This window comes from Streptomyces sp. NPDC054770 (genome assembly GCF_053611985.1).
The window spans coordinates 36684-41001 of the sequence record NZ_JBSHBL010000085.1 but is presented as its reverse complement, the minus strand read 5'-3'; the positions used below and the strand labels follow the sequence as shown (position 1 = coordinate 41001).

Below are 4318 nucleotides of genomic sequence, written 5' to 3'. Positions count from 1 at the left end.
TTCCCTTTCCGGCGGTTCCGACTCTATCAGATCCTTTCGGCGTCTGATTCCCAGTCAGCGGGAGTTGCCTTCCCGGCCGTTGGGCCGTTCCGACGAGTGAGACTTTAGCGGATTCCCGGCCTCCGAGCTAATCGGGGGCCGCGTCCTTTCGAACGTGGATTCCTCATTACGCAAATACGCACACCAAAGCGCGCGACGACGTATCGCCGATTGCCGGTAGGTACTTGCGGAATGGCTGTCCGGGGACCGACCGGGGTCGGCGCTCACGTCGGACAACTCGGAGAACACTACGTATCCGGCGGGGGCGTGTCAAACCCGCGGCGGGACGGTGCCTCGGGAGCGTATGGTGGGCCGCATGACTACGCGTACGTGTACCCAGCAGTGGTGGCCCGCCTGACGGCGGCCGCGCTCACGTACGTATTCAACGGCCGCCGCTTCGGCGGCCGTTCGCGTATCTCCCTCCAGAACCTCTGAGGGCCGGCCGCCGGGACGGCGGCCTCGACCAGGAGGCGGAGAGGGAATGACACGGGTCTTCAGCGGGATCAAGCCGACCGGGCACCTGACACTGGGGAACTACCTGGGAGCGATGCGGCAGTGGGCCGCCGTGGACCAGCACCAGGCCGACGCCGTGTTCTGCGTCGTCGATCTGCACGGGATGACCGTGGACCACGATCCGGCCCGGCTGCGCAGACTCACCCGGCAGGCGGCGACGCTGCTGCTGGCGGCGGGGCTGGATCCGGAGCTGTGCACCGTGTTCGTACAGAGCCATGTCGACGAGCACACCCGGCTGTCGTACGTCATGGAGTGCGTGGCGACCGACGGTGAGATGCGGCGGATGATCCAGTACAAGGAGAAGGTCGCGAGCGAGGGGGCGCGCGGGCGGGGTGTGCGGCTGTCCCTGCTGACGTATCCGGCACTGATGGCTGCGGACATCCTGGCGTACGGGGCGGACGAGGTGCCGGTCGGGGACGATCAGGCGCAGCACGTGGAGCTGACCCGGGATCTGGCGGTGCGGTTCAACCAGCGGTACGGGCACACGTTCGTGGTGCCGAAGGCGACCGTGCCCCCGGTGGCGGCGCGGGTGATGAATCTTCAGGACCCGACGTCGAAGATGGGGAAGAGCGACGACTCCGGTCCCGGCATCGTGTATCTGCTCGACGAGCCGGACGTGATCCGGAAGAAGGTCATGCGGGCCGTGACCGACAGCGGGCGGGAGGTCGTGTACGACAGGGAGGAGCGACCCGGGGTCGCGAATCTGCTGGAGATTCTCGCTGCGTGCACGGGCGGGAACCCTGAGTCACTGGCAACCGTTCACGATTCGTACGGCGCTCTGAAGCAGGCAACCGCGGAGGCGGTGCTGGAGACGCTCAGGCCCGTGCAGGCCAGGCACAAGGAGTTGTGTGCCGATCCGGGATATGTGGAGGAGGTGCTGCGGCATGGGGCGGAGAAGGCTCGGGCGATCGCCCGGCCGATCGTCGATACGGCTTACCGGGCGATCGGCCTGCTGCCGCCGGGCGCCTTCTCGGGGGCGCCGTCGGGCTCAGGGTCGGGGTCGGGGTCAGTGACCGCCGAGCCCGCGTTGAACGCGGCGCGGTAGGCCCGCGGACCTCAGTCGTTCAGTCCTTCTTGCCGGAGGCGAGTTCGCGGCTGCGGTCGCGGGCTGCTTCGAGGGCTGCGATGAGGGCGGCGCGGACGCCGTGGTTCTCCAGTTCGCGGATGGCGTTGATGGTGGTGCCGGCGGGCGAGGTGACGTTCTCGCGGAGCTTGACCGGGTGTTCGCCGCTGTCGCGGAGCATCACGGCGGCGCCGATCGCGGACTGGACGATGAGGTCGTGGGCCTTGTCACGGGGCAGGCCGAGCAGGATGCCGGCGTCGGTCATGGCCTCGACCAGGTAGAAGAAGTAGGCAGGGCCCGAGCCGGAGAGGGCGGTGCAGGCGTCCTGCTGGGACTCGGGTACGCGGAGGGTCTTGCCGACGGCACCGAAGATCTCCTCGGCGTGGGCAAGGTGATCGGCGGTGGCGTGGCTGCCGGCGGAGATGACGGACATCGCCTCGTCGACGAGGGCGGGGGTGTTCGTCATGACGCGGACGACCGGGGTGCCGGTGGCGAGGCGCTCCTCGAAGAAGGAGGTGGGAATGCCCGCGGCACCGCTGATGACCAGGCGGTCGGCGGGGAGGTGCGGGGCGAGTTCGTCGAGGAGGGCGCCCATGTCCTGGGGCTTGACCGTGAGGATCAGGGTGTCGGCGGTCTTCGCGGCCTCGGGGTTGGTGACCGGGGTGACTCCGTGGCGCGCGCGGAGTTCTTCGGCTCGTTCGGGGCGGCGGGCGGTGACCAGGAGGTCGGCGGGGGCCCAGCCGGCGCGGATCATTCCGCTGAGCAGGGCTTCGCCGATCTTGCCGGTGCCGAGGACTGCGACTTTCTGACTCATGCGGTTCAGTCTGGCACCGGGGGTCGGGGCGGGGGTCGTTTGTCCGCCGGCCGGACTTCGCCGGTGGACGTCGATGGACGTCGATGGAGGTCGGTGGAGGTCGCCTGGCGGCTAGGCCGTGCGTCGCCTCAGGGTGGCCGCTCCGAGGGCCAGGACCAGCAGGGCGCAGCCGGCGACGATCAGGACGTCCCTGACGAAGGTGGCGGTCATGTCGGTGTGGTGGAGGACCTCGTTCATGCCGTCGACGGCGTAGGACATGGGGAGCACGTCGGAGACGGCTTCGAGGGCGGGATGCATCTCGGAGCGGGGTGTGAAGAGGCCGCAGAGGAGGAGTTGGGGGAAGATCACCGCGGGCATGAACTGGACCGCCTGGAATTCCGAGGCCGCGAAGGCCGAGACGAAGAGACCGAGGGCCGTGCCGAGCAGGGCGTCGAGCAGGGCGACCAGGAGCAGGAGCCAGGGGGAGCCGGTGACGTCGAGGCCCAGGAGCCAGACGGCCAGGGCGGTGGCGAGGGCCGACTGGATGATCGCGAGGATGCCGAAGGCGAGCGCGTAGCCGGCGATGAGGTCGGCTTTGCCGAGGGGCATGGCGAGGAGGCGTTCGAGGGTGCCGGAGGTGCGTTCGCGGAGGGTGGCGATGGAGGTCACCAGGAACATCGTGATGAGCGGGAAGATGCCGAGGAGTGAGGCGCCGATGTTGTCGAAGGTGTGCGGGCTGCCGTCGAAGACGTAGCGGAGCAGGACCAGCATCAGGCAGGGGATGAGGATCAGCAGCGCGATGGTGCGGGGGTCGTGGCGGAGCTGGCGCAGGACGCGGGTGGCGGTGGCGGTGGTGCGGGAGAGGTTGAGGGCGCCGACGGGAATGGTGTCGGCGGTGGGGGTCGGGGCCTGGGTGGTCATCGTGCCGTTTCCTTCGTGCGGGAGTTGGCGGCGGCTTCGTCGACGAGGTGGAGGAAGGCGGCCTCGACGGTGTCGGAGCCGGTGCGGGTGCGCAGGGCCTCGGGGGTGTCGTCGGCGAGGATCTCGCCCTCGCGCATGAGGAGGAGGCGGTGGCAGCGTTCGGCCTCGTCCATGACGTGGGAGGAGATGAGGAGGGTGGCGCCGCGGGTGGCGGCGATGGAGTGGAAGAGGTTCCAGAGGTCGCGGCGCAGGACGGGGTCGAGGCCGACGGTGGGTTCGTCGAGGACGAGGAGTTCGGGGCTGCCGAGCAGGGCGACGGCGAGGGAGACGCGGTTGCGCTGGCCGCCGGAGAGGTTGCCGGCGAGGGCGTCGGCGTGGCTGGTGAGGTCGACTTCGCCGAGGACGCGGTCGACGTCGGCGCGGCGGTCGGGGGTCGGGCGGGTGGGGTCGAGGATCGAGCCGAAGTAGTCGAGGTTCTGGCGGATGGTCAGGTCGTCGTAGACGGAGGCGGCTTGGGTGACGTAGCCGATGCGGGTGCGGAGGGTGGGGTGACCGGCGGGCCGGCCGAGGACGTTCAGGGTGCCGGTGACCTTGGCCTGGGTGCCGACGATCGACCGCATCAGGGTGGACTTGCCGCATCCGGAGGGGCCGAGCAGGCCGGTGATCTGACCTCGCGGGACGGTGAAGTCGAGGCCGCGGAGGACGGTACGGGGGCCGCGGACCGCGGTGAGTCCGGCGGCGTGGACGGCGGCGGGCAGGGCGGGGTTGCCGGGGGCCTGAGGTGGCTCCGGCGAGTAATTCACCATGTGATGAATAATGCTGGGGAGGGGGTGGGCCGTCAAGGGGCGGTGGTCCGGGGCCGGGGGGACACTCACCGGCGCTTGCCGGGTGCCGCCCGCGCCCACCCGTGCCGCCCCAGCGGCACGACTGCCCGCGGCTGAAGAGAAGCGGCGGGCGAAGCGGAGCCGTCCGCTGGGGTCGGCGAGATC

At 70.0% G+C, this 4318-nt stretch carries 4 protein-coding genes; 1 reads left to right on the top strand and 3 read right to left on the bottom strand.

The genetic code is table 11. The features are described from left to right. Positions 1–520: 520 nt before the first annotated feature. Positions 521–1597 carry a tryptophan--tRNA ligase gene (gene trpS, locus ACWGKQ_RS43455; protein ID WP_453297582.1) on the top strand — a complete coding sequence of 359 codons (1077 nt, stop codon included), beginning with the start codon at positions 521–523 and terminating at the stop codon, positions 1595–1597. A gap of 19 nt (positions 1598–1616) precedes the next feature. Here trpS and proC read toward each other — a convergent pair whose 3' ends face one another. The 3 genes from proC to ACWGKQ_RS43440 form a co-directional block, all read right to left on the bottom strand. Then, positions 1617–2429, bottom strand: coding sequence for a pyrroline-5-carboxylate reductase (proC, locus tag ACWGKQ_RS43450; protein WP_453297581.1), 813 nt, complete (start codon positions 2427–2429; stop codon positions 1617–1619). 111 nt (positions 2430–2540) lie between these two features. Further along, positions 2541–3329: an ABC transporter permease gene (locus ACWGKQ_RS43445; protein ID WP_453297580.1), complete on the bottom strand. Its 789-nt coding sequence runs from the start codon at positions 3327–3329 to the stop codon at positions 2541–2543. Continuing rightward, a complete protein-coding gene (locus ACWGKQ_RS43440; RefSeq protein WP_453297579.1) occupies positions 3326–4135 on the bottom strand; it encodes an ABC transporter ATP-binding protein in 810 nt (269 codons plus the stop codon). The genes ACWGKQ_RS43445 and ACWGKQ_RS43440 overlap by 4 nt, the downstream gene beginning before the upstream one ends. Positions 4136–4318: the final 183 nt, after the last annotated feature.

Coding starts and splice junctions, on each gene's coding strand:
- trpS (WP_453297582.1), top strand. CDS start 521: ATGACACGGGTCTTCAGCGGGATCAAGCCGACCGGGCACCTGACACTG.
- proC (WP_453297581.1), bottom strand. CDS start 2,429: ATGAGTCAGAAAGTCGCAGTCCTCGGCACCGGCAAGATCGGCGAAGCC.
- ACWGKQ_RS43445 (WP_453297580.1), bottom strand. CDS start 3,329: ATGACCACCCAGGCCCCGACCCCCACCGCCGACACCATTCCCGTCGGC.
- ACWGKQ_RS43440 (WP_453297579.1), bottom strand. CDS start 4,135: ATGGTGAATTACTCGCCGGAGCCACCTCAGGCCCCCGGCAACCCCGCC.